Genomic DNA, 24,188 nt, shown 5'->3' with positions numbered 1-24,188 from the left:
TCCATCCAGGAGCGAGAGATGACCCAGCCGCCAATCCCGGGTCCACCGCCTTCACCTACCGCGACCATCGACTACGCGGTGGCAAGGCTGGCGGAGCTCGACACGCTCGACGTCGCCGAGCACCCGGCGCGGTTCGAGGCCGTCCACGCCACGCTGACCGACGCGCTGTCGGCCATCGACGGGTTCTGACCGTGACCCGCAGGGCGCGGCTGGACGCGGAACTGGTCCGTCGGGGACTGGCCAGGTCGCGCGCGCACGCATCGGAACTGGTCGCCAACGGCCGCGTCACCATCCGCGGCACCGTGGCGACGAAGCCGGCCACCGCCATCGAGGCCGACACGCCGGTCATCGTGCGCGAGGACGACGACGACCCGAACTGGGCGTCCCGCGGCGCGTACAAACTGGTCGGCGCGCTCGACGCGTTCGACATCCCGGTCGACGGCCGCCGCTGCCTGGACGCGGGCGCGTCCACCGGCGGCTTCACCGACGTGCTGCTGCGCCGCGGCGCGCGTGAGGTCGTCGCCGCCGATGTGGGCCGCGGCCTGCTGCTGTGGCGGCTCCAGACCGACGACCGCGTGGTGGTTCTGGACAAAACGAACGTCCGGGCGTTGAACCCGGAGTTGACCGGTGGCGTCGTCGATCTCGTGGTCGCCGATCTTTCCTTCATCTCGCTCGGCCTGGTGCTGCCCGCCCTGCTGTCCTGCACAGCGGAGGACGGCGACATCGTGCCGATGGTCAAACCGCAGTTCCAGGTGGGCAAGGACAACGTCGGACCCGGCGGCGTGGTGCGCGGCGGCCGGCTGCGCGCGCAGGCCGTGCTCGGCGTGGTCGGCGAGGCCGCCGAGCTGGGCCTGCGCCTGCACGGTGTGGTCGCCAGCCCGCTGCCCGGCCCGTCCGGCAACGTCGAGTACTTCGTGTGGTTGCGGCGCGGTGAGCCGCTGCCGGCCGAGCAGGCCGAGGAGCTGGTCGCCACCGCGGTACGTGAGGGGCCGAAATGACGCAGCTCAACGTGAACGGCGACCGCGAGATCCTGCTGGTCGTGAAGACCGGCCGGCAGACCAACCTGCGGCTGGCCGAGAAGGTCGCCGGCCGGTTCGCCGAGGCCGGCATCCGGCTGCGGGTGGTCGAGGACGAGGCCGCCGACCTGGACCGCTCCTGCTACGCCGAAGTGGCCCCGGCCAGCACCGCCGCCGTCGGCACCGAGCTGGTGTTCGCGCTCGGCGGCGACGGCACGCTGCTGCGGGCGGCCGAGCTGGCCCGCCCGTACGGCACGCCGGTGCTCGGCGTGAACCTGGGCCGGGTCGGCTTCCTGGTCGAGGCCGACATGGACGACCTGGACGAGGCCGTGCAGCGGGTCATCGACCGCAGCTACCACGTCGAGGAGCGGATGACGCTGGACGTGGCCGCCACCGTGCAGGGCGAGGTCATCGCCCACACCTGGGCGCTCAACGAGGCCAGCGTGGAGAAGAGCAGCCGGGAGCGGGTGCTGGACGTGGTCGTCGAGGTCGACGCCCGGCCGGTGTCGGCCTACGGCTGCGACGGTGTGTTGTGCGCCACACCGAGCGGCTCGACGGCGTACGCGTTCTCGGCCGGCGGCCCGGTGGTGTGGCCGGATCTGGACGCGCTGCTGGTCGTGCCGAGCAACGCGCACGCCCTGTTCGCCCGGCCGTTCGTGGTGTCGCCGAACTCGGTGGTGGCCTTCGAGATCGACCCGCACGGGCATCCGGCGGTGCTGTGCTGCGACGGCCGCCGGCTGGTCGAGCTGCCCGCCGGCACCCGTGTCGAGGTGGCCCACTCCAGCACGCCGGTCAAGCTGGTGCGGCTCAAGCAAGATCTTTTCTCGGACCGCCTCGTGAACAAGTTCGCCCTGCCGGTGCAGGGATGGCGCGGTCCCGTTCTCGACTGACCAGCCCGTTCGGGCTGGCGGCGCTGACCGGTTTGGCCCGCCCCGGTCGTGGAACGTCAGGGGTTGGCACTAGTGTTCGACCTGTGCTGATCGAGATGCGTATCCAGGGTCTGGGCGTGATCGATGAGGCCAGCATCGAACTCCACCGGGGTTTGACGGTGGTCACGGGCGAGACCGGCGCCGGCAAGACGATGGTGGTCACGGGCCTGCACCTGCTGAGCGGGGGGCGGGCCGAGGCCTCGCGTGTGCGTACCGGGGTGGAGCGCGCCGTGGTCGAGGGGCGCTTCCACACGCCACCGGGCAGCCCGGCCGCGGAGGTCGCGGCCAATGCGGGCGCCGACCCGGATGAGGACGGCAGCCTGATCGCGGTGCGGACCGTGAGCACCGATGGCCGGTCCCGCGCGCACCTCGGCGGCCGGTCGGTGCCGGTCGGGGTGCTGGCGGAGCTGTCCGAGCAGCTGATCGCCGTGCACGGGCAGAACGACCAGCTGCGGCTGACGCGGCCGGCCGAGCAGCGCGCCGTGCTGGACCGGTTCGCCGGCGAGGCCGTCGCCGAGCCGCTGGGCCGCTATCGCGCGCTGCGTGAGGAATGGGTCCAGGTCTGCACCGAGCTGATCGAGCGCACCGAGAAGTCGCGTGAGATGGCCCGCGAGGCCGACCTGCTCAAGCACGGGTTGGCCGAGATCGAGGCCGTCGACCCGAAGCCGGGCGAGGACGAGGAGCTGCACGCCGAGGCCCGTCGCCTCGCCGACGTGGACCAGCTCCGCGAGGTCGCCTCCGGCGCCCAGTACTCCTTGAGCGGCGCCGCCGACGCCGAAGTTGAGGCTGTCGGCGCGCTGGGCATGATCGCCGAGGCGCGGCGGCGGTTCTCGTCGACCGAGGACCCGAAGCTGCGTGACCTGGAGCCCCGGCTGGCCGAGGCGTCCGTGCTGCTGACCGACGTGGCGACCGAGCTGGTCGGCTATCTCGAGTCGCTGGACGCCGACCCGGCCCGGCTGGAGCAGGTGTTGGCGCGGCAGCAGGAACTCAAGCAGCTGACCCGGAAGTACGCCGCCGACATCGATGGCGTGCTGGAGTGGGCGCGGGTGTCGCAGGAGCGGCTGGCCGGGCTGGACACGTCCGAGGAGGCGCTGGCCGAGCTGGCCCGCCGTCGCGACGAGCTCGCCGGCCAGCTGGCCGAGGCGGCCGTGGAGGTCAGCGCCGAGCGCGTGGCCGCCGCCGAGGACCTGGGCAAGGCTGTCACCGAGGAGCTGGCCGGGTTGGCGATGGCCCAGGCCACCGTCGAGGTTGCCGTGCTGGCGCGGGTCGCCGAGGCCGACGATCCCGTGGCGCTCCTGGTCGACGGGCAGCGCCTGCACGCCGGCCGTGAGGGCGTCGACGATGTCGAGCTGCGCCTGATGCCGCATCCCGGCTCGCCCGCGCTGCCCGTGAACAAGGGCGCTTCCGGCGGCGAGCTCTCCCGCGTCATGCTGGCCCTGGAAGTCGTGCTCTCCCACGCCGATCCCGTGCCGACCCTCGTCTTCGACGAGGTCGACGCCGGCGTCGGCGGGCGTGCTGCCGTGGAGGTAGGCCGCCGTCTGGCCCGCCTTGCCCGGAGCCACCAGGTCATCGTCGTCACCCACCTGCCTCAGGTCGCCGCCTACGCCGACCGGCACATGGTCGTCAACAAGGTCGCCGAGGGCGGTCTCACCAGCAGCGGTGTGAAGGTCCTCGACGAGTCCGAGCGGGTCGTCGAGCTCGCCCGCATGCTCGCCGGCCTCGACTTCACCTACACCGGCCGGGCCCACGCCGAGGAGCTGCTCGACGCCGCCCGCAGCGACAAGAAGGCCGACGAGCCCGTGCGGAAGACCCGGAAGAAGGCCGCCAAGTCGTAGCCGTGGGGACCGATCGGGCCGTGCGGCGGGTTCTTCGCCAAGGACACCCGGCGGGCCTTCGTGCTGCACGTCCTTGACGAGCTGATTCATCACGGGGCCGAGGCCGCCCTGCTGCGGGACCTCTATCGCGGGACCTAGAGCCGGATCATGCGGAAGCCGCGGTCCACGACCTCCTCGAAGGAACGCGAGGGGTTCTCGGCGGTGAGACGGGTGGCGGTCTCCAGCACACCCAGCGCGGCGTCGGCCAGCAGCGGGGCGACCAGGTCGGCGTCGTCCTCGCCGGCCAGGCGCTCCCGGACGAACTGCTCGATGTCGCGCAGCCACTTGATGCGGTTCTCGTAGGCCTGGCCCAGCACGACCCGGGAACTGAGCATGATCCTGGTGTAGGCCATGGTCCGCTCGCGGTCGGCCTCGTCCATCCCGGCGGCGTGGGCCAGCACGGCCTCGCGCAGCGCCCGGGCCGGCGACTTGACCCGCTGCCGCGCCAGCACGGCCATGAACGCCCGGCGGCGCTCCTCGTCGTCGACGGTGAGCACGTCCTCCTTCGCGCTGAAGTACCGGAAGAAGCTGGCCCGCGACACCTCGGCGCGATCGGCGATGTCGTCGACCGTGGTGGCCTCGAAGCCCTGGCCGGCGAACAGCTCCAGTGCGGCGGTGCGCAGGGCTTGCTTGGCCATGAGCTTCTTGCGTTCCCGGAGGCCCGGCCGGGGCTGCGGGTCGGAATCGGCGGTGCTCGGCATGGCCGGCAGCCTACCCCGCGGACCGAGTCATCTGACACCCGAGTCTCAGTTTGAGTGAGACGGGACACTCTTGTGAGATTGAGATATCTGTAGATACTTGAGTCTCAGTTTCCGGGAGCGAGGAGCGGACATGAGCCCCACGAGGAACCGCCGCGGCCTGCCATGGCCGGTGCGGCTGACCCTGGACATCGGCGTGTCGCCGCTGGCCTTCTTCCTGATGTCCGGGGTGGCCGGCGCCAGCACGGCGGCGTCGCTGCTGGTCTCGGTCGGCGTCGGCGCGCTGTGGACGATCGGCCAGTTGCTGGCCACCCGCAAGGTCAACGCGGCGGCGGTCTGCGTCGTCGCCGGCCTGGTGGTGGGCGCGGTGCTGACCGGGATCAGCGGCGACGCGCGGTTCGGGGTGGCCAAGGACTCGCTCTACACCGCGGTGTTCGGGCTGGCCATGCTGGTGAGCCTGGCCGCACGGCGGCCGCTGATGTTCGCCCTGATCCGGCCGTTCGCGACCGAGGACGGCGACCCGGCCAAGGTCGCGGAGTGGAACGCCGCCTGGGTGTCGCCGCTGTTTCGGCGCGGCATGCGCACGATGACCGTGGTCTGGGGCGTCGGCCTGCTGGTCGAGGCGGTCACGCGGATCGCGGTCGTCTACGGCGGGTTCCCGGTGGCCTACGCGGCCGCGCTGTCACCGGTGCTGACCGCTGTCGTGCTGGCCGCGCTGATGAGCTGGACTGCCTGGTACGGAAGGAAAGCCGGCGAAGCGCGGCGCCGCGTCGAAGGGGTGCCGGCGCCGTGAGCCGTCCCTGGGCCGCCCTCTGCGCGCTCTGCCTCGGCTTCTTCATGTTGTTGCTCGACAGCACGATCGTGGCGGTCGCGCTGCCGGCGATCGGCACATCGCTCGGGTCGGGCCTTGACCCGCTGGTGTGGACGCTGACCGCGTACCTGCTCGCCTACACCGCCCCGATGCTGCTCAGCAGCCGACTCGGCGACCGGTTCGGGCCGAAGCGGGTGTACCTGACCGGGCTGGTCCTGTTCGTCGCCGCGTCGGCGGGCTGCGGCCTGGCCGGCTCGGCGGCCCTGCTGATCGCGGCCCGTGCGGTCCAGGGACTGGCCGCGGCACTGATGACCCCGCAGACCTTCGCCTTCATCAGCCACCTGTTCCCGCCGGCCCGGCGCGGCCCGGCGAGGGGCGTCTGGACCGGGGTCGCCGCCCTCGCGACGGTGGCCGGCCCGGTGATCGGGGGCCTGCTGGTCGACGGGGCCGGGTGGCGGTGGATCTTCTTCGTCAACGTCCCGGTCGGGGTGCTGGCGGTCGGGCTGAACGTGCTGTTCGTGCCGGACTGGCGGCCGGGGCGGACCACGGGCTTCGACATCCCGGGCATCGTGCTCTCGTCGGCCGGCCTGGCCGGTCTCGTCTGCGGGCTCCAGGGCGGTCGGGTGTTCGGGCTCGCGCCGGGGCTGGTTCTCGGTGCCGGCGTCGCCCTGCTGGTGGCGTTCGTGGTGTGGCAGCGGCACAACCGCCGGCAGCCGCTCGTTCCGCTCGGCGTGTTCGCCGACCGCAACTTCTCGGCCGGCACCTTCATGGGCGGCGCGCTCGCCTTCGCCATGGCCGGCATGGTGCTGCCGCTGGTGCTCTATTTCCAGGTGACGCTGGGGCTCAGCCCCACCGAGGCGGGTCTGCTCAACGCCCCGTCGGCATTGCTCGCCGGGGCACTGGGACCGCTGGTCGGCCGGCTCACCGGGCGGATGTCCGGTCAGCGATTCGTGGTCGGCGGCCTGCTGGCGTTCGCGGCCGGGCTGGCCCTCACCGCCTGGCAGCTCCGCCCGGGCGCGGACCCGTGGGCGATGCAGCCGGCGTTGTTGTTGTCCGGCATCGGGATCGGCTGCGTCTTCGCCCCGATGAGCACGGTGACCATGAGCACGCTCGATCCCCGTCTGATTCCGACCGCGTCCGGCGTCTTCAGCACGGTCCGGCAGGCCGGCGGGGTGCTGGGCACCGCCGCCGTCGGAATGCTGCTGCAAGCCTCGGGCGGCTCGATGGCTGACGCCGTGCGCGTGAGCCTGCTGCTGCCGGTGGCAGTCCTGCTGCTCGGCGCGCTGGCCGCCGCGGCGATGCGCACCCACCGGCCGCACGCCGTCGCGGCCAACTGAGAGAGGAACTTCCATCATGTCCTGGTACGTCGAAAGCACCTTCGCGCGGCTGACCGCGCACGCGGGAAACATTGCCCTGCTGCACAACGGGAAGCACGTCAGCTACGAGGATCTGCGCGACGACGCGTACCGCGTCGCCCGCTGCCTGCGCCGAGCCGGGCTGGCGCGCGGCGACGGCCTTGTCGTGGTGTCCGGCAACCGCCCGGAGGCCGTGACCGTCCGTCTCGCGGCGGGCCTGCTCGGGCTGCGGGTGACGCCGCTGCTGCCCGAAGTCGTCGAGAACCCGTTGACCGCCAAGGACATCCTGGCCGATGTGGACGCCGCGGCACTGGTGAGCGAGGTCGCCGTGGCCGCGGACATCCGAGTGGTCTTCCAACTCGACGAGCTGATGGCCCTGTCCCGCAACGAGGTCGCCGAAGCGATGCTGTCGGCGGCGCGGGAGGACGACGTGTGCCGTGTGCTGTACACCAGCGGCACGACCGGGCGGCCCAAGGGAGTGCCGACGACCTATCGCGGTCTCGGTGACGCGACACGGGCCTGGGAGGCGGGCGGGGCGTTGCCGCCGGGGATGCGGATGGTGCTGGCTTCGCCGTTCGCCGCGGGGTCCGGCGACATCGCGCTCAACGTGTTGCGGGCCGGCGGCACCGTGGAGCTGCTGGACGGCTTCGACCCGGCCGGGTTCGCCGAAGCGGTGCGCCGGGCGCCGTTGGCCATGACGTACCTGTACCCGTCGTGGATCTACCGCCTGCTCGACCACCTCGAAGCCACCGGCGAGCACCTGGAGAGCCTGAAGTTCCTGATCTACGGCAGCGCGCCGATCCTGCCGGAACGGCTGCGGCAGGCGATAGCCGAGTTCGGGCCGGGCATGCTCCAGACGTACGCGAGCACCGAGGCGCCGGCCATCGCCGCGCTCGGGCCGGAAGACCACGCGCTGGCCGTCACGTCACGACCGGAGCTGCTGGCCACGGTGGGGCGGCCCCTGCCCGGTGTCACGGTCGAGGTGCGCGGCGGCGAGGTCGGCGAGGTGTGGGTGCGCAGCGCCGCGGCGATGACGGGCTACTGGCGTCGCCCCGACCTCACCGCCGAGGTCGTGCGGGACGGCTTCGTCCGCACCGGCGATCTCGGGCGCATGACCGCCGACGGCTGTCTCCAGCTCGTGGGACGGGTGAAGGACATGGTCATCGTCGACGGCGTGAACCACTACGCCGCGCCGATCGAGGACTGCCTGGCGACCCACCCCACCGTGGCCGATGCGGCCGTGGTCGGGCTGCCGGATCCGGGCACGGGCGAATCGATCCACGCCTTTGTGGTGCTGCGCGGTGACGTCACGGCGGACGAGTTGCGGGCCCTGGTCCACACGAAGGTGGCCCGGGGCCCGCAACTGGCGACCGTGACGGTGCTGCCGGAGCTGCCGCTCACCGCCGCCGGCAAGGTCGACAAGAAGGCGCTGGCCGACTACAGGTTGCGGTCGGCGTAGACCTTCATGGCGTCGCGCACGAGCTCGGCGGTGCCGGCCCCGTGTCGGTCGTAGTTCTGCGTGAACCGGGGGTCGGCCACGTACATCTCACCAAGGCCGATGAAGTACGGCTTGGTCACGGTCGCGGCCGCGCCGATCCACTCGTGCAGGCGCTTGGTGATGGCCTGCACGGCCTCGCTGTCGGCGCCGAGACCGGCCTGGTGGGCCCGGCCGAAGTCGGCGGCGATGTCGAGCTGCCGCTGCTGATGGGCCCGCTTGTCCTCCTCGCTCAGCGACGTCCACCACTGGTCGCCCTTGTCGTAGGCGTCCTTCCCCCAGCGCTCGACCACCTCCTCCTTGTACTGGGTGTGGTCGAACCCGTCGAATACCTCCTCGGCCATCAGCTGCTGGCCCCCTTCCGTCTTCTCCAACGTGGTCCGCACCGAAGCGATCTGGCGGGTGATCCGCTGCCGCTCCTGCTCGAGCAGGTCGAGATGGGTGCGCAGGGCGGCCGCGGTGTCCCGCTGCCCCTCGAGCACCTCGGCGATGGCGGGCAGCCCCAACCCCAGCTCCCGCAGGAGCAGGATCCGCTGCAACCGGACAAGGGCGTCCTGGTCGTAGTAGCGGTAGCCGTTGCTGCCGACGCGACTGGGCTGTAGCAACCCGATCTCGCCGTAGTGGCGCAGGGTCCGGCTGGTGGTGCCGGCCGAGCGGGCGATGTCCTGGATCGACCACTCCACCGCTGCCCTCCTGATCTCGTTCGGTGTGAAAACCACGGTAGAAGTTGACGTAACGTCAGAGTCAATGGGTTTGGGCCTCAGCGCGCGGCACCAAGCCGAGCGCCTGGGCTCGCAACACGCTGGTGAGCCGGTCGCCGGTGCCGAGCTTCCGGTACGAGTTCTCCAGGTGCTTCTGCACGGTCCCGGTCGCGATGCCCAGCCGCCGGGCGATGGCCTCGGCGGTGAGCGACTCGGCGGCCAGCGCGAGCACGGTGAGCTCGCGCGGCGTCAGCAGGACCTGCACGGCGGGCTGCAACCGGCCCGCGATGCGTTCGAACAGCGCCGCGCCGCAGGCACGGAACAGTGAGTTGGCCAGTTCGCCCTCGACCTGGGCGGCCTTGGCCCGGCCGGCCGCGCACAGCGCGCCGGCGGCGACGAGCCGGGCCCGCCCGGCGTCGACGCGGTCACCCATGCGGGTGAACCTCTCGGCGGCGGCGAGGGCGTGCTCGGCCGCCTCCAACGGTGACCCGGTCCGTAGTGCGTGGGCCCGGGCCAGCGCGGCGAAAGCCAGCGGGAGCTGCCGGCCGACGGACTCCGCGACCTTCTGGGCGAGGTCGGCACAGGCCAAGGCCGCGTCGGGACGCTGGCATTCGGCTTCGGCGGCGGCCAACAACTCCAGGTAACTCACCCGGGTGACGGGCTCGAAGCCGGACAGCTCGGCGTCGCCGCCGGCCCGTCGCAGCAGCTCGACGGCACCGGCCGGATCGCCGGCGTACATCTTGGCCTGGGCGAGCATGCCGTGCGCCACCCCGGAGAACCAGTCGCGCACCGGCCCGGCCAGCCGCACGGCCTCGGCGCCGAGCCGGACACCCTCCGCGGGATCACCCAGCCAGGTGACGATCCACGACTGCTGCGCGAGCGCCATGGTGCGGAGCTCGTCGCTGCGGGTGAGCACGGCGGCCTCGGCGGCGTCCTCGAAACACGCGGCGGCTTCGTGCAGCTGGCCGAGCAGCCCGTACGAGGTGCCCTGCCCGATCCGCAGATACGTGACGAGATGGTTCTGGCCGGTGGTCCGCGCGAGGTGCAGGCCGCGGGCGAGGTGGCGCAGGGCGCCGTCGAGCCGCTCGTACAGGAGCTCGTTCCAGCCGAGCAGGACCACGGCCTCCGGGTGCCGGGCGAGATCGTTGTCCAGCAACGAGTCCACCATCGTGGTCGACTCGTCCAGCAGGCCGAGCACCTCGTCGTCGACCATGCCCTTGATGTACGAGTGCTGCACGCTGGCCCCGATGGTCGCGGCCAGCAGCGGGGCGTCGCAGACGCGGCGCGCGGTGGCCAGCGCCTCGCGGGCCCAGTCCCTGGCGTCGGCGAAGTTGCCGCCGACGAGCGTGCCGGCGGCCAGCTCCAGCTTGAGCACCGCGGCGGCGGCGCTGTCCGGATCGGACAGTCCATTCAGCTCACCGAGTACCAACGCATGCGCCTCGGCGTGTCGGCCGAGCAGCCGCTCGATCTGCGCGCAGAAGCCGACGACCTGGGCCCGCGGAACGGCCGGCTCGGCCGGCATGAGCGTCAGCACCTCGTGCAGCGCCTCGCGGCTGCTCTCGAACTCGCCGGTCACGCCGAGGGCCTTGGCCAGCATTCCCAGCAGTATCAGGCGCGTCGGCTCCTGCCCAGGGTCGGCCGGCAGCAGCCGCAGCGCGGTCCGCAGCCAGTGCGCCGCCGTGGACGGAGCAGTGTTCATATACGCGACAGCAGCTTCTACAAGGACGTCGATGGCGGCTTGGTCGCCGTGCACGGCGGATTGCTCGACGTGGTGGGCCTGAATCGTGGCAGGGGCCTTGCTCGCGGCCAGCGCGGCGGCGGTGCGGCCGTGCGCGGCGAACCGCCAGCCGCTGCCGATTCCTTGGTATACCACGCTTCGCAGCAGCGGGTGCCGGTAGCGCACGCCGCCCGAGGTCCCCAGTGGACGAAGCAGGTCGCGCTCGGTCAGGCGATCAAGCGCCGCAAGCGTTTCCGGCAGCGGGAGATCGGCCGCCGCGGCGACCAGCGTCGGCTCGGCGACCTCGCCGACGACCGCGACGGCCCGTGCCACCTGAAGGTCGATGTGGCCGAGCGTGGCCAGTTCGGCGGCCAGCGCACCGTTGCCTTCCGCGTCCGGGTGACGGGTAAGCGCTTCCAGATACAGGGGGTTGCCGCCGGCGGCCTCGTAGCGGGCCCGGTCGAGATCGTCGCCGACGAGCTCCTGTGCCTCGGCGAAGGTGAGCGCGCTCAGCCGGATCTCCTCGACACCGTCGGAAAGTGCGGCCGACAGGCGCGGCGGCGCCTGCCGCGGCCGGTACGCCGCGACGATCACCACGCGGGCCCGCGGCGGGTGCCGGACCAGGTGGTCGAGCAGCTCAAGGGACGCGTCGTCGGCCCAGTGCACGTCGTCGAGCAGCAGCACCAGCCCGGCCGGGGCGGCCAGTTCGACCAGCCGGGTGCGGATTGCACGGTGCAGTTGGTAGCGCTCGACATCGATCGCGCCGTGGATGTCCACGGTGGACAAAGTGTCGCCCGAAAGTACGCCAAAAGGAACGTGGCGCTCGAACTCGCCGGCCCGGCCGGCCACCACCAGCACCCCGGCGTCGGCGGCGAGGTCGGCGAACTCGGCCAGCAGCCGGGTCTTGCCCATGCCGGGCTCTCCGGTGACCCCGACGAAGCGCGCGGTACCGAGGCCGGGGGCGAACAGCTTGCCCCGCAACAGATCCAGTTCGTGCCGACGGCCCACGAACGGCGTCCCGATGACCACGGGAAACACGCTATCGCCGACCGTCCACTCTGGTACCGCTGGAAAGAGTGATCATGAAACGGCCAATTAGTCCACTGTGGCTGACCGGTGGTCTGGCCGAATGTGAGTGTTCTCCCGGTGTCGGTTGTGTCAGGCGGTGTCCGTTGCCGTCAGTGCAACTTGCGTGCGGTCCCGGTGAAAACTCACCCGTACCGGTTGACCTGCCGGCACCAGTGCGGCGTGGCGAACGGGTCAACCCGTTGGGCTGAGTGACCATCGAGGACATGAAGCTCACCGGACTGCTGTCGCGGACACAGGAAGTGCTGCCAGGCGTCACCGGTGTCGCCAGGGTGGACCGACGCACCGACGACCTGCTGCGCAGGATCGGGCCCGGCGACATCGCCGTGCTCGACGCGCTCGACCTCGACCGCCGCACCGCGGAGGCGCTGATCGCCGCCGAGGTGGTCGGCGTGGTCAACTCGTCGCCCTCGATCTCCGGGCGGTTCCCCAACCTCGGCCCCGAAGCGCTGCTGCACGCCGGCATCCCGCTGATCGACGACGTCGGCTCCGGCGTGCTGACCGCGATCAAGGACGGCACCAAGCTGCGTCTGCACGACGGCGTCGTCTTCCACAACGAGCGGGAACTGGCCCGCGGCGTCGAACAGACCCCGGAATCCGTCGCCGACCAGCTGATCGAGGCCAAGGCCGGCATGTCGGCGCAGCTGGAGGCGTTCTCCGCCAACACGATCGAGTTCCTGCGCCGCGAGCGCGGCCTGGTGCTGGACGGCCACGGCGTGCCCGAGCTGTACGTGCCGATGCGCGGCCGGCAGGTGCTCGTGGTCGCCCCGGGCTACGGCCACGTCGAGGACCTGCGCCGGCTGCGCCGCTACATCAAGGAGTTCCGGCCGGTGCTGCTCGGCGTGGACGCCGGCGCGGACACGCTGCTGGACGTCGGACTGAACCCGGACGTGATCGTCGGCGATCCGGACGGCATCAGCACCGAGGCGCTGCGCGCGGCGTCCGAGGTGGTGCTGCCGGCGCAGCCCGACGGGCACGCGCAGGGCCTGGAGCGGATCCAGGACCTCGGCATCGGCGCGGTGACCTTTCCGGCCTCCTGCAACGCCGAGGACCTGGCGCTGCTGCTGGCCGAGGCGCACGGCGCCAGCCTGGTCGTCACCGTCGGCTTCCAGGCCACGCTGCGGGAGTTCCTCGACCGCGGCACCGGCGGGTCCATCCCGTCCACCTTCCTCACCCGTCTGAAGCTGGGCAGCAAGCTGGTCGACTCGCACGCGGTCGCCGAGCTGCACCGGTCGCGGGTGTCCGCGGGCACCGTGCTGCTGCTGGTGCTCGCCGTGGCCGCGGTGGTCGCGGTCGCGCTGCTGGTGTCCGACGTCGGCAGCGTCTACCCGGCGCTGCTGGCCGGCGCGTGGCAGAACTTCGTCAGCTGGCTTGGGGGCCTCTTCCAGTGATCTCGTTGCGCAATCACGTCATCTCCATCGCCGCGGTGTTCCTCGCGCTCGCCGTCGGCGTGGTGCTCGGCTCCACCTCGCTGAGCAACCGGGTGCTCGGCGGGCTGGCCGACGACCGGGCCAACCTCGGCAAACAGGTGTCCGACCTGCAGTCCCGGCAGACCGACCTGTCCGGCCGGCTCACCGACGCCGACCGGTACGCGCTGGCCACCGGTCCGCTGGCGGTGAAGGGCGCGCTGGACGGCAAGTCGGTCGTGCTGATCACCACCGCCGACGCCAAGACCACCGACCGGGACGGCGTCGCCGCCCTGCTCCGTGCGGCCGGCGCGACCGTGACCGGCGAGCTCCAGCTCACCGACGCGTTCACCGACCCGACCAAGTCCGACCAGCTGCGGTCGCTGGTCACCCGGCTGCTGCCGGCCGGCGTGCAGCTGCCGACGGCGTCCGATCCGGGCACCCTGGCCGGCGGCCTGATCGGCCCCCTGCTGCTGCTCGACAAGTCCTCCGGCAAGCCGCAGGCCTCGCCGGACGAGACCGCCGCCGCGCTGACCGGCCTGGCCAGCGGCGGCTACGTCCGGCAAGGCCAGGGCCTGCACGCCGCCCAGCTGGCGCTCGTACTGACCGGCGGTTCCGTCGCCGGCAACTCGGCCGCCGACCGGGCGGCGGTGATCGCCCGCTTCGCGACGCAGGTTCAGCGCTCCGGCGGCGGCACCGTGCTGGCCGGCCGTACCGGCTCGGCCGACAACTTCGGGCCGCTGGCGGTTGTGCGGGCCGACGGCGCGAGCACGTCGGTGCTGTCGACCGTGGACGACGTCGACAACGCCGCCGGTCAGGTCGTCACGGTGCTGGCGCTGCGCGACGCGGCCGCCGGCAAGTCCGGCAACTACGGGACGGCCGGCAACGCGCAGGCACCGGCACCCGCTCAGCAGACTGGATGAGTCGCGGACCGGGTGAGCTGCTACTGTGAAATCCCGTGGACAGGCCGGTCGGCCCAGCCGATCGCCTACGTACGGACCAGTCACCACGGGAGCCACTCTTGTCACAGGCACGTATGACCAAACACGTCTTCGTGACGGGAGGTGTGGCCTCCTCGCTGGGCAAGGGGCTCACCGCCTCCAGCCTCGGCCAGCTGCTCACCGCGCGGGGCCTGCGGGTCACCATGCAGAAGCTGGACCCGTACCTCAACGTCGACCCGGGCACGATGAACCCGTTCCAGCACGGCGAGGTCTTCGTCACCGAGGACGGCGCCGAGACCGACCTGGACATCGGCCACTACGAGCGCTTCCTGGACCGTGACCTGTCCGGGTCGGCCAACGTCACCACCGGCCAGGTGTACTCGGCGGTGATCGCCAAGGAGCGCCGCGGCGAGTACCTGGGCGACACCGTGCAGGTCATCCCGCACATCACCGACGAGATCAAGTCGCGGATCCGGGCGATGGCCGAGCCGGACGAGTCCGGCGCGGCGCCGGACGTGGTGATCACCGAGGTCGGCGGCACCGTCGGCGACATCGAGTCGCTGCCGTTCCTCGAGGCCGCCCGTCAGGTCCGGCACGACGTCGGCCGGGACAACTGCTTCTTCCTGCACGTGTCGCTGGTGCCGTACCTGGCGCCGTCCGGGGAGCTCAAGACCAAGCCCACCCAGCACTCGGTGGCCGCGCTGCGCAACATCGGCATCCAGCCCGACGCCATCGTGTGCCGGGCCGACCGGGAGATCCCGGACGGCCTCAAGCGCAAGATCGCGCTGATGTGCGACGTGGACACCGACGCCGTGGTGGCCGCGCCGGACGCGCCGTCGATCTACGACATTCCCAAGGTGCTGCACGCCGAGGGCCTCGACGCGTACGTGGTGCGGCGGCTCGGCCTGCCGTTCCGCGACGTGTCGTGGACCGTGTGGGGCGACCTGCTCGACCGGGTGCACAACCCCGGTGACACCGCGCGGATCGCGTTGGTCGGCAAGTACGTCGACCTGCCCGACGCCTACCTGTCGGTGACCGAGGCGTTGCGCGCAGGCGGTTTCGCCCACCGGGCCAAGGTCGAGATCCGCTGGGTCCCGTCCGACGAGTGCCAGACCGAGGCCGGCGCGGCCCACGCACTGTCCGGTGTGGACGGTGTGCTGGTGCCCGGCGGCTTCGGCGTGCGCGGCATCGAGGGCAAGATCGGCGCCATCCGGTACGCCCGTACCCGCGGCATTCCCACGCTGGGCCTGTGCCTGGGCTTGCAGTGCATGGTCATCGACGCCGCGCGGGGGCTGGCCGGCATCGCCGACGCCAACTCCGACGAGTTCGGCGAGCCGACCAAGAACCCGGTGATCTCCACCATGGCCGACCAGACCGACGTCGTCGCCGGCGAGCGGGACATGGGCGGCACCATGCGGCTGGGGGCGTACCCGGCCAAGCTGCTGGCCGGTTCGCAGGCGGCCAAGGCGTACGGGACGACCGAGGTGTCCGAGCGGCACCGGCACCGTTACGAGGTCAACAACGCCTACCGGGACCGGTTGAGCAAGGCCGGTCTGGTGTTCTCCGGCACGTCGCCGGACGGGCGGCTGGTCGAGTTCGTCGAGCTGCCGGCCAAGGTGCACCCGTTCTTCGTCGGCACCCAGGCCCATCCCGAGCTCAAGTCCCGGCCGACCCGGCCGCATCCGCTGTTCGCCGCGTTCATCCGGGCGGCCCTGGACTACGTCGCCGCCGAGCGGCTGCCCGTCGAGCTGGCCGAGGTGAACGCGTGAGCGAGCTTGCGAGCGAACCATCCAGCACTGCCAGCTCGCCGGAACAGACGCATGTCTTCGATGTCGCTGCTACCAAGGACATCTATCAGGGTCGGGTCATCGCCCTGCGGGCCGATTCCGTGGTGATGCCCGGTGGTGGGGTGGCGACCCGTGAGGTCGTCGAGCACCTCGGCGCCGTCGCCGTCCTTGCTCTGGACGACGACGGTCAGGTGACCTTGATCCATCAGTACCGGCATCCGCTGGGGCGTCGGATCTGGGAGCTGCCGGCGGGTCTGCTCGACGTCGTCGGCGAGGAGCCCGTGCTCGCCGCCCAGCGTGAGCTGGCCGAGGAGACCGGTCTCGCCGCCGCGTCGTGGGTGACGCTGGTGGATGTCGCCGCTTCTCCCGGCTTCACCGACGAGGTCGTGCGGGTCTTCCTGGCTCGTGAGCTTTCGTCGGTCGGCCGCGAGATTCCCGACGGCGACGAGGAAACCGACCTCGTGGCCCGGAAGTTCCCGCTGTCGGAGGCCGTCCGGATGGCCCTGGCCGGCGAGATCGTCAACGGCGCGTCGGTCGGCGGCATCCTCGCCGCCCACGCCGTCCTGTCCGGCGCGGCGGAAGCCCGCCCGGCCGAGACCCCGTGGACCGACCGCCCCACCCGCTTCGCCGCCCGCTGATCCCCACCCCCGCGAGTCCCGCCTAGCGTCACAACGAATGTGTGAAACGGATTCAGCAGTTCGGTGTGACTGTGGGCGGGACTCGCGGGGGCTCAGCGGTAGGGGGTCCACTGGGTGGTGGTGTCGCCGGTGCGGATGGAGTGCAGGCGGCGGCGCAACTCGGTGCGGGACTGGACATCGCGCGCGATGGGCATGCCGACGGCGGCCAGCTTCAGCTCGCGAAGTTCGCGCAGCACGGGGAATCCGGGCCAGCGGATGACGTCGAAACCGTAGGCGTCGGCCAACTGGCGGTGCTGATCGGTGCGGTGCCGGAAACGCAGCTGCCGCACGGCGACGGGCACGAGATCCCACTCACGGGGTCCGACGCACGCGGTGTCGAGGTCGCACCAGATGGCGCCGCCGGGAGTGGCGATCAGATTGTCAACCTGGGCGTCGCCGTGGATGACGCTCTCGGGCAGCTGATAGCGAACGGTCGACAACGCCTCCTCGATGGCGTCGCATCGACGGGCCAACAGGTCCAGGTCGGCGTCGGGCCAACCCCGCAGGCGTGCGTCGTGGATCCGGATCCGCAGATCGGTGACGGGATCCCACTGCGGCAGTGCGGCCCCGGCTGACGGCACGCGGTGCAGCCGCCGCAACAGCCGGGCCAGCTCGACAATGGTCGGCGTGCGACCGGTATCGGCGGCGCGCAGCCAAAAAGTCACGACGTGTCCCTCGACGTGCACGATCTGTGGCACGCCCCGCGCGGGCTGCACGACGGGAACACGGTGCCGGTCCAGCAGCCGAGCGGCCTCCACGGCGGCGAAGGCGCGGCGGCGAAGGCCGGGCGTGAGCGCTATCCGCACGATGATCGGATGGCGATCCAGCCGGTACACGGCGTTGTTGACACAGCGCAGAACCCGCGCGCCGGTGTCGTCGAGACCGACGTCCGCGCACGCACGAGCCAGCACCGCTCTGATGCCAGTTGGCTCGCCGGTGAGCATCGTGTCCCCTTCCGCCGAACAGGGTTACCCAGCGCGCGGGGACTCGACGCGCTTCGACGATACCTACGCTCACACGGGCTTTGTAGTGGCCGCTGTTACGGTGGCGTCGACCGAGGACGAAATGCCCTCCCAGCCTGGCGCACCACGTGGTACCGCTGCACGCGGGGGGCCCGAAGGCCGGGGACGGTGGCGTGTGGAGGACGGCCGGGCGCGTGAGGTCACTGCGTCCATCAACAAGATGGCGCAGGACGAGGGGGTGCCGGTCGCCGTTCGTCATGTGTGCCGGGCCTGCGCCGAACGGATGCGCGCGGTCGGTGTCGTCCAGTACGTGGTGTCGGATCTCGGGCAGGGCGAGCCGGTGTACGCCACGGATCTGGCGGCCGAGCAGATCGCCGAACTCCAGGTGACGCTGGGCGAGGGGCCGGCGGTCGACACGCTGGCCGAGGAACGCCCCATGGTGACCACGGATCTGACCGCGCCGTCGCGCTGGCCGGTGTTCGCGCAGGCGGCCGTCGGCGCCGGCGTGCGAGCAGTGTTCGCTTTCCCGCTGCAGATGGGCTCGATCGCGGTGGGCGTGCTCGAGATCTACCGCTCCGTGCCCGGCGACCTGACGACCGTCGAGTACCGCGACGCGCTGCTGTACTCCGACGCGGCCATGGCGCTGCTGCTGGAGCACGTCGACGACGAGCCGAGCCGGCAGGAGGAGGACCTGTTCGCCGGTGGCTTCGGCAACCGCTGGGACGTGGTGCACCAGGCCACCGGCGTGATCTCCGTGCAGCTCAGCAGCGGCCTGAGCGAGGCGTTCCTTCGCTTGCGAGGCCACGCCTTTCTCACCGGGCGGGGCCTCGCCGACGTCGCCGAGGACGTGATCGAAGGGCGGCTGCGCTTCGACCGCGACGACGCTTAGACCCGGTCCCTAGATTCGGTCGAGGTGCACTACCGGGATGCGGCGGTTGGCCGTCTTCTCGTACTCGCCGAAGCCCGGCATCTGCGCCACGGCGTCGGCGTAGAGCCGGTCCCGCTCGCCGTCGTCGGTGACCGGGTTGGCCTTGGCGCGGTAGGTCTCCGCGCCGACCTCCACCGTCAGCTCCGGGTGCGCCGCCAGGTTGTGGTACCAGGCCGGGTGCTTCGTCGAGCCGCCGGCCGACGCGATCACGTAGATGCGGTCGCCATCGTTGAAGTAGACGACCGGGTTGGTCCGCTCGGCGCCGCTCTTGGCGCCGACCGTGGTCATGAGCACCATGTTGGCGCCGGCGAAGTTGCCGCCGACCTTGCCGTTGTTGGCCCGGAACTCCTCGATGACCTGCGTGTTGAAGTCGCTCATGTGCGGTGGAACGACCGTGGTGGCCAGATCCATCCCCGGCCGGCGGGATTTCCCGCGATCGTGGATGCACCCCATCGGCGGGGTCGGCGTATGGCCCGTTCGGTGTACCTTGCGTCACATCCTTGCTGCGGTGGGTCACCTGGGGGTGGGTGCATGGCCGTGTTCGCCAGCCGCGAGTACCGCGCGCTGTTGTCCGCGTACACGGTCTCCATGGCCGGTGACCAGTTCGCGCGGGTGGCGCTGTCGGTGCTGATCTTCGAGCGGACCCGGTCGCCGGCCCTGACGGCGCTGACCTACGCGCTGACCTTCCTGCCCGACCTGGTCGGCGGGCCGCTGCTGGCGGGGATCGCGGACCGGTGCCCGCGGCCGACCGTGATGATCACGGCGGACGGGCTGCGGGCGGTGCTGGTGGCGGTCATGGCGATACCGGGCACGTCGTTCCCGGTGATCGCGGTGCTGCTGGTGGTCGTGCAGCTGGCCGGGGCGCCGGCCAACGCGGCTCGCGGGGCGCTACTGCCGCAGATCCTCGGCGACGACGACTATCCGGCGGGGCAGGCCGGGCTGTCCTCGGCGGGGCAGGCGGCCCAGGTCGCGGGCTTCGCGGGCGGCGGGGCACTCGTGGTGGCGATTGGCACGAGCGGCGTTCTGGTGGCGGATGCCGCGACGTTTGGCGCATCCATGGCGCTCGTGCTGCTCGGAATCCGCCCCCGCGAGGCGTCGGCCAAGACCACCGAGATCGTCAAGCGCGGCTGGGGGAGTGACCTGGTCGCGGGCGCACGGCTGGTGGCGAGGACGCCCCGGCTCCGCGCGCTGATCGCGTTCGCCTGCATCTCCGGGATCTACATCGCGGGGGAGGCGCTGGCCGCCCCGTACGCGGCCGAGCTGGGCGGCGGCCCGACGCTGGTCGGCCTGCTGTTCGCCGGCTTCGCCGCAGGCGCGGTCGCCGGCATGCTCGTGCTGACCCGGCTGTCGGGGCCGACGCAGCTACGGGCGCTGCCGCTGCTGGCGATCGGCTCGTGCCTGCCGCTGGTCGTGTGCCTGATTGACCCGCCGGCGCCGATCGTGGTGCTGCTGTTCGTGTTCAGCGGCGTCGCCAGCGGCTACCAGGTCACGGCGAGCACGACGTTCATGCGGAGCGTGCCCGACGACCGCCGTGGGCAGGCGTTCGGGCTGGCCGTGACGGCGTTGAAGGTGTCCCAGGGCATCGGGGTGGGGCTGGCCGGTGTCGTCGCCGAGGCGCTGTCCGCGCACGGCACGGTTGCGCTGGCCGGCGTGGTCGGAGTGGCGGCGGCCGTCGGCGTCAGCCTGCTCTGGCGAGGGGCCGGTGGCGCGTCGGCCGTGCCCTCGACACGGCCGACGCCCGCCCCCGGTTAAGCCGTCAGCGCCATTCGCTGGGACGGCCGACGCGGCGCCACTCGGAGGGACGGCCGGTGCGGGGGATTCGCTGCGCTTGATCATGATGTGCCTCCGTGTGGGGGTGGAACGTGATTTTCGTTTCCCCCGAGCGGAGCACGACACTGTGTCGATCCCTGATTACAGTGACTGTTTTCCGGGACGGGGGTGCCGCGTCGTGAATCGGGTCGACCCACGCCGCTGGCGTCTATGGTCCCTCCCACGTGGACTACTCGCGTACGTCCTCATGGTGGAGTTGGCGACCGTACTCATGCTGGTCGCGACGGCAACACTGACCCCGATTACGTCCTCGTCCTGGCTCTGGTTCGGTCTGCTGCTCGGCGCTTCCGTGATTCATCTCGAGGCCGCCCAGGGAATCGAACGTATTCGCGAAGTCTCCGCTGAGGGCAGCCCTTACACGCATATGCAGAGCGTCTGGTATTTCGCCGGCGTGCTGTTGTTGCCGCTGCCGCTGCTGGCGTTGTTGATCGTTTTGTCGTTCACCCATGAGTGGTTCCGGGTGTTCCGCGGGCAGGCGATCGCGTACCGGAAGGTCTTCTCCGCCGCCACCGTGGTGCTGGCTGTCGGGGCCGGCCAGCTGGCGTTCGCCGCGTTCTTCCCGTCCGACGGGCCGCCGTACGCCGCCCAGCTCGACGGTCCGCTCGGCGCAGTCGCCGTGATCGTCGCCGGGCTGGCGTACCGGCTGGTCAACTACGCCCTGGTGGTCGGCGCCATCGTCGCCTCCAATCCCGAGCAGCCGGCCCGCAAGGCCCTCGGGCACGCCTCCGACCAGCTGATCATCGCCGCCAGTGTCGGGCTCGGCTATGCCGTCGGCGTGTTCACCGTGGACCGGCCGTGGTCGATGCCGATCCTGCTCGTCACCGTGCTCGCGCTGCACATGGGTCTGCTGCTGCCGCAGTTCCGGATCGCCGCGCACACCGACTCCAAGACCGGGCTCGTGGACGCCGCGTGGTGGTCCGACCGGGCCGCCGACCAGCTCGACCGGGCCCGGCGGCTCGCTCGGACCGTCGGGGTGCTGATGATCGACCTCGACCACTTCAAAGAGGTCAACGACTGCTACGGGCACCTCGCCGGCGACCAGGTGCTGACTGCCGTCGCCGAGACCGTGCGGCACTCCGTGCGGTCCCTCGACCTCGTCGGGCGGTGGGGCGGCGAGGAATTCGCCGTGCTCGTGCCCGCCGTCGGCGTCGACGAGCTCACCGCCGCCGCCGAACGCGTCCGCGCCGCCGTGCAGGCCCTCACCGTCGACATCCACGACCTCGAGGGCCAGGACGTCACCGTGAACGACTTGACGGTGTCGATCGGCGCCGGCGTCTATCCGGCTTCCGGGGCTGAGCTCAGCGACCTGCTGCTGGCCGTCGACGGCGCGCTGTTCCAGGCCAAGCGCCAGGGCCGCAACCGCACGGTGATGGCCAGCCGCATCGTGACGGCGGCCGCTCGGGAGCGCAGCGCCTAGAAGCTGACGACCTTGTTGCGGCCGGTGTTCTTGGCGCTGTACAAGGCGGTGTCGGCGGCGTGCAGGAGGCGGTCGACGACGGTGCCGGCGTTGGGGTACATGGCGACGCCGATGGAGACGGAGAGGTCGCGGATGACGCGGCCGTCGTCGGCGAAGTCGACGGGGACGACGAGCTCGCTGACGGCGTGGCGGATGCGCTCGGCGACGGTCACCACGTGCTCCTCGCCGACGCCGGGCAGCAGCACGACGAACTCCTCGCCGCCGAAGCGGCCGACGGAGTCGTAGGAACGGACCTGGGCGGTGATGGTGTCGGCGACGGCCTTCAACGCCAGGTCGCCGGCCAGGTGCCCGTAGGTGTCGTTGACCTGCTTGAAGTGGTCGAGGTCGACCATCAGCACGCCGGTGGTCTCGTTGCTGCGGCCGGCCCGGGCGAGCTCGCTGGTGGCGAGGTTGTGCCAACCGAGGGTGTTGAACAGGCCGGTCTTCTCGTCCTTGGTGGCGGCCACTTCCAGCTGCTTGACCAGCACGCCGCGGTGCAACACCAGCAGCGGCGGCACGACCATCACGACCAGCACGGGCTGCGTGGTGATGGCCAGCGCGGTCAGCGTGCCCAGGCATAGCGTGGCCAGCTCGACGAGGTTGTCGGCCCAGCCGCCGAACAGCTCGCGGATGGAGCGGTACGTCATGTTCAGCGCGCCCAGGATCAGCAGCGCGTTGGCCACGAAGTACGCCGCCACGGTGCCGGCGATCGCCCCCACGCCGAGCCAGCCGTCCAGTAAGGCGCCCTCGATGCCGTGCACGCCGAACAGTTCCAGCACCAGGCGGGCCACGTAGCAGGTCAGCACCACCACGGACCCGTTGATCACGCTGCGGAACGCCGGCACCCGCTGGAGCCGGTACCAGCTGCGCAGCGCCAGGTGGGCGTACAGGATCGCGACCAGCGCGGCCACCAGTGCCGGCGGCAGCAGCAGCACACCGGCGAACGTCCACACCGAGGTCATGTTGATGTGCGGCGTGCCGTTCACCCGGCGACGGACCCGCTCCACCTGCCGGCCCAGCTCCGCCTGCGTGACACCGAGCACCGCCAGGGCCAGCATCACCAGCACGTCTTTGCCACTCGGATGAACCCACCCGGCGGCCAGCGCCGTACTCCCGATCGCGACGGCCTCGGTCACCAGACAGAAGACGATCAGCCGCGGCCGCTGCCGCCACAGGGTCCAGCGACGGGGAGTGACCAGGAGGTCACGGACGTGCAGCGAGGCACCGGCTACCGGCCTCGTGTCGTCCATAATCGTGCTCCGGCACTCCCTGCGGCGACTGACGCTGACCCGGTCAGCCAATCACACCGAGCGAGCCAGGTCAGCCACCGTGACCTGGATGGATCAGCGAGGGGAGGTGCGGCCGCCATGAGCAACCGTGACAGCTGAGCACTCCCCGACCCGGTGGCCGTCGATAAGTGTCGATCTCACCCGTGTTGTCGGCGGCCACCTGCGGTTCGTTAGCCGGGCCGGGGCTTGATCGCGGGGCTAGGCTACGGCGTGAGCCGGCCCGGAATGAGGTGAACTCCCGCTGAGCGCGCCGCACGTCACCGAGCTGCCCGTGGCACTCCGCGATGCCACCGCGGGCTACCTGGACCACCTGGCCGTCGAGCGGGGGACGGCGCGCAACACGCTCGACTCCTACGCCCGCGATCTACGTCGGTACGGCGAACACCTGGCGTCGAAGGGCGTGACCTCACTGGCCGAGGTGGCGGAGCTGCACGTGACGGAGTTCCTGGCGGCGCTGCGCGAAGGGGACCCGGACCACCCGCCGCTGGCGGCCTCGTCGGCGGCGAGGGCGGTGGTGGCGGTGCGCGGCCTGCACAAGTTCGCGTTCCGCGAGGGCATCGCGCAGCAAGATCCGGCCCGGGAGGTGCATCCGCCGGTGCCGCCGCGAAGGCTGCCGAAAGCGTTGCCGGTGCACGAAGTGCTGCGCCTGCTGGACACGGCCACCGGCGAAGATCCCCGATCGCTGCGCAACCGGGCGCTGCTGGAACTGCTGTACTCCACGGGGGCACGCATCTCCGAGGCCGTGGGCCTGGATCTGGACGACATCGACCGCGCCGAGCGCACGGTCCTGCTGGACGGCAAGGGCGGCAAGCAGCGCCTGGTCCCGATCGGGCGACCGGCACTGGCGGCGGTCGACGCGTACCTGGTCCGCGCCCGCCCGGATCTGGCTCGCCACGGTCGAGGTACGCCAGCGGTGTTCCTGAACTCCCGCGGTGGCCGCCTGTCGCGGCAGAGCGCGTGGCAGGCGCTGAAGAACGCGGCCGATCGGGCGTCCATCGACGTGGAGGTCTCGCCCCACACCCTGCGCCACTCCTTCGCCACCCACCTGCTGGAAGGCGGGGCTGACGTACGGGTGGTGCAGGAGCTGCTCGGCCACGCCTCGGTGACCACGACCCAGGTGTACACATTGGTCACGGTGACCACGTTGCGCGAGGTCTACGCCACCGCTCACCCCAGGGCCCTGGCCTGACTTAGGCCGTTCAGATCAATCGCCGCAGCTCAAACGCGCGC

At 71.5% G+C, this 24,188-nt stretch carries 21 protein-coding genes; 15 read left to right on the top strand and 6 right to left on the bottom strand.

Annotation, left to right across the window (positions count from 1 at the left end; all coding sequences use genetic code 11):
* Nucleotides 1-18: 18 nt before the first annotated feature.
* The 4 genes from M3Q35_RS21755 to recN all read left to right on the top strand — a co-directional run bounded on the left by M3Q35_RS21755 (nt 19) and on the right by recN (nt 3,780).
* Nucleotides 19-189, top strand: a complete 171-nt coding sequence (locus M3Q35_RS21755) for a hypothetical protein (protein WP_273943787.1) — start codon at nt 19-21, stop codon at nt 187-189.
* A 2-nt stretch (nt 190-191) separates the two neighbouring features.
* Entirely contained in the window at nt 192-998 is an 807-nt protein-coding gene (locus M3Q35_RS21750; RefSeq protein ID WP_273943785.1) for a TlyA family RNA methyltransferase, read from the top strand.
* Complete coding sequence (locus M3Q35_RS21745; RefSeq protein ID WP_273943784.1) at nt 995-1,906, top strand: NAD kinase; 912 nt, start codon at nt 995-997, stop codon at nt 1,904-1,906. Before M3Q35_RS21750 ends, M3Q35_RS21745 begins: the two co-directional genes overlap by 4 nt.
* Before the next feature lie 83 nt (nt 1,907-1,989).
* Entirely contained in the window at nt 1,990-3,780 is a 1,791-nt protein-coding gene (gene recN, locus M3Q35_RS21740; protein WP_273943783.1) for a DNA repair protein RecN, read from the top strand.
* 134 nt (nt 3,781-3,914) lie between these two features.
* Here the strand turns inward: recN and M3Q35_RS21735 are convergent, their stop codons facing one another.
* Nucleotides 3,915-4,520: a TetR/AcrR family transcriptional regulator gene (locus tag M3Q35_RS21735; RefSeq protein WP_273943782.1), complete on the bottom strand. Its 606-nt coding sequence runs from the start codon at nt 4,518-4,520 to the stop codon at nt 3,915-3,917.
* A 130-nt stretch (nt 4,521-4,650) separates the two neighbouring features.
* Here M3Q35_RS21735 and M3Q35_RS21730 point away from each other — a divergent pair, with 130 nt between their 5' ends.
* The 3 genes from M3Q35_RS21730 to M3Q35_RS21720 are packed head-to-tail and all read left to right on the top strand — an operon-like array spanning nt 4,651 to nt 8,142.
* A complete protein-coding gene (locus M3Q35_RS21730) occupies nt 4,651-5,310 on the top strand; it encodes a VC0807 family protein (RefSeq protein ID WP_273943781.1) in 660 nt (219 codons plus the stop codon).
* Complete coding sequence (locus M3Q35_RS21725; protein ID WP_273943780.1) at nt 5,307-6,665, top strand: DHA2 family efflux MFS transporter permease subunit; 1,359 nt, start codon at nt 5,307-5,309, stop codon at nt 6,663-6,665. Before M3Q35_RS21730 ends, M3Q35_RS21725 begins: the two co-directional genes overlap by 4 nt.
* 16 nt (nt 6,666-6,681) lie before the next feature.
* Nucleotides 6,682-8,142, top strand: coding sequence for a class I adenylate-forming enzyme family protein (locus M3Q35_RS21720; protein WP_273943779.1), 1,461 nt, complete (start codon nt 6,682-6,684; stop codon nt 8,140-8,142).
* Here the strand turns inward: M3Q35_RS21720 and M3Q35_RS21715 are convergent.
* Nucleotides 8,121-8,861: a MerR family transcriptional regulator gene (locus tag M3Q35_RS21715; RefSeq protein WP_273943777.1), complete on the bottom strand. Its 741-nt coding sequence runs from the start codon at nt 8,859-8,861 to the stop codon at nt 8,121-8,123. The two genes, M3Q35_RS21720 and M3Q35_RS21715, sit on opposite strands and share 22 nt — an antisense overlap.
* 61 nt (nt 8,862-8,922) lie before the next feature.
* Nucleotides 8,923-11,625: a helix-turn-helix transcriptional regulator gene (locus tag M3Q35_RS21710; protein WP_273943776.1), complete on the bottom strand. Its 2,703-nt coding sequence runs from the start codon at nt 11,623-11,625 to the stop codon at nt 8,923-8,925.
* Nucleotides 11,626-11,888: 263 nt separating this feature from the next.
* Here M3Q35_RS21710 and steA point away from each other — a divergent pair, with 263 nt between their 5' ends.
* The 4 genes from steA (at nt 11,889) to M3Q35_RS21690 (ending at nt 16,454) form a co-directional block, all read left to right on the top strand.
* Nucleotides 11,889-13,073, top strand: a complete 1,185-nt coding sequence (steA, locus tag M3Q35_RS21705) for a putative cytokinetic ring protein SteA (protein WP_273943775.1) — start codon at nt 11,889-11,891, stop codon at nt 13,071-13,073.
* Nucleotides 13,070-14,011 carry a copper transporter gene (locus M3Q35_RS21700; protein WP_273943773.1) on the top strand — a complete coding sequence of 314 codons (942 nt, stop codon included), beginning with the start codon at nt 13,070-13,072 and terminating at the stop codon, nt 14,009-14,011. The genes steA and M3Q35_RS21700 overlap by 4 nt, the downstream gene beginning before the upstream one ends.
* Before the next feature lie 113 nt (nt 14,012-14,124).
* Nucleotides 14,125-15,798: a CTP synthase gene (locus M3Q35_RS21695; protein WP_273943772.1), complete on the top strand. Its 1,674-nt coding sequence runs from the start codon at nt 14,125-14,127 to the stop codon at nt 15,796-15,798.
* Nucleotides 15,795-16,454 (top strand): NUDIX domain-containing protein, encoded by a 660-nt coding sequence (locus M3Q35_RS21690; RefSeq protein ID WP_273943771.1) that lies wholly within the window; start codon nt 15,795-15,797, stop codon nt 16,452-16,454. The genes M3Q35_RS21695 and M3Q35_RS21690 overlap by 4 nt, the downstream gene beginning before the upstream one ends.
* 92 nt (nt 16,455-16,546) lie before the next feature.
* On the opposite strand, the gene M3Q35_RS21685 is transcribed toward M3Q35_RS21690, so the two are convergent.
* Nucleotides 16,547-17,404 (bottom strand): phosphotransferase, encoded by an 858-nt coding sequence (locus tag M3Q35_RS21685; protein ID WP_273943770.1) that lies wholly within the window; start codon nt 17,402-17,404, stop codon nt 16,547-16,549.
* A 271-nt stretch (nt 17,405-17,675) separates the two neighbouring features.
* Between M3Q35_RS21685 and M3Q35_RS21680 the strand changes: the two genes are divergently transcribed.
* Complete coding sequence (locus M3Q35_RS21680; RefSeq protein ID WP_273943769.1) at nt 17,676-18,344, top strand: GAF and ANTAR domain-containing protein; 669 nt, start codon at nt 17,676-17,678, stop codon at nt 18,342-18,344.
* 9 nt (nt 18,345-18,353) lie between these two features.
* On the opposite strand, the gene M3Q35_RS21675 is transcribed toward M3Q35_RS21680, so the two are convergent.
* Nucleotides 18,354-18,761 (bottom strand): nitroreductase family deazaflavin-dependent oxidoreductase, encoded by a 408-nt coding sequence (locus tag M3Q35_RS21675; protein WP_273943768.1) that lies wholly within the window; start codon nt 18,759-18,761, stop codon nt 18,354-18,356.
* Nucleotides 18,762-18,914: 153 nt separating this feature from the next.
* Here M3Q35_RS21675 and M3Q35_RS21670 point away from each other — a divergent pair, with 153 nt between their 5' ends.
* Both M3Q35_RS21670 and M3Q35_RS21665 read left to right on the top strand, forming a co-directional pair.
* The gene (locus tag M3Q35_RS21670; RefSeq protein ID WP_273943767.1) at nt 18,915-20,135 is read left to right on the top strand and encodes an MFS transporter; all 1,221 of its coding nucleotides are present in this window, start codon (nt 18,915-18,917) and stop codon (nt 20,133-20,135) included.
* 265 nt (nt 20,136-20,400) lie between these two features.
* The gene (locus M3Q35_RS21665; protein ID WP_273943766.1) at nt 20,401-21,630 is read left to right on the top strand and encodes a GGDEF domain-containing protein; all 1,230 of its coding nucleotides are present in this window, start codon (nt 20,401-20,403) and stop codon (nt 21,628-21,630) included.
* Here M3Q35_RS21665 and M3Q35_RS21660 read toward each other — a convergent pair.
* The gene (locus tag M3Q35_RS21660; protein WP_273943765.1) at nt 21,627-22,919 is read right to left on the bottom strand and encodes a GGDEF domain-containing protein; all 1,293 of its coding nucleotides are present in this window, start codon (nt 22,917-22,919) and stop codon (nt 21,627-21,629) included. The two genes, M3Q35_RS21665 and M3Q35_RS21660, sit on opposite strands and share 4 nt — an antisense overlap.
* Nucleotides 22,920-23,229: 310 nt before the next feature.
* On the opposite strand from M3Q35_RS21660, the gene xerD reads away from it, so the two are divergent.
* Nucleotides 23,230-24,147, top strand: a complete 918-nt coding sequence (xerD, locus tag M3Q35_RS21655; RefSeq protein ID WP_273943764.1) for a site-specific tyrosine recombinase XerD — start codon at nt 23,230-23,232, stop codon at nt 24,145-24,147.
* The last annotated feature ends 41 nt before the right edge of the window (nt 24,148-24,188 follow it).

The organism is Kutzneria chonburiensis (assembly GCF_028622115.1).
In the GTDB taxonomy this organism is placed as follows: Bacteria; Actinomycetota; Actinomycetes; order Mycobacteriales; family Pseudonocardiaceae; genus Kutzneria; species Kutzneria chonburiensis.
This window is presented reverse-complemented; position numbering and strand designations above follow the sequence as displayed.